At 56.7% G+C, this 594-nt stretch carries 1 protein-coding gene; it reads left to right on the top strand.

Going from position 1 to position 594, the window contains the following annotated elements; genetic code table 11:
- Nucleotides 1–132: 132 nt before the first annotated feature.
- Nucleotides 133–594 (top strand): pirin family protein (locus AD948_RS00035; RefSeq protein ID WP_169797358.1); only part of this gene is annotated, 462 nt, incomplete at its 3' end.

Here is a 594-nt window from a genome sequence, read left to right on the forward strand (position 1 = left end):
CCCTCATCGTTCCTTCCATAGAACGCATCGTTCGATCTGGCACTCTTCATGCGACAATCAGAAAAGCCCATGTTGACCCTTAACGGAAGAGGCATTGGGCCGTTCTTCCTCTCATCAACAGGACAAATCGCCATGCAGAAGAAAATTCTCGGCCGCTATGGAAATGATCGTGGCCACTGGGTGGGAGACGGGTTTCCGGTGCGGTCCCTGTTCTCCTACAGCAATTTTGGTGAACATCTCAGCCCGTTTCTGCTGCTGGATTATGCGGGCCCGCATGAATTCGGTCCAACGGAGTCCCGGCGCGGCGTAGGGGAGCACCCTCACAAAGGCTTTGAAACCGTCACGATTGTTTATGATGGTGAAGTCGAACACCGGGACTCCTCCGGCGCTGGAGGCGTGATCGGGCCGGGCGACGTGCAATGGATGACGGCAGGGAACGGCATTCAGCATCAGGAATATCATTCTCCTGCTTTTGCCAGAACGGGCGGCCCGTTTCGGATGGTGCAGCTATGGGTCAACCTGCCGGCAAAGGATAAAGGAGCGCCTGCTGGCTACCAGAGCCTGGCTGCGGCGGATATTCCAACCGTGCCGTTG

It is taken from the genome of Acetobacter senegalensis (genome assembly GCF_001580995.1).
GTDB classification, from domain to species: domain Bacteria; phylum Pseudomonadota; class Alphaproteobacteria; order Acetobacterales; family Acetobacteraceae; genus Acetobacter; species Acetobacter senegalensis.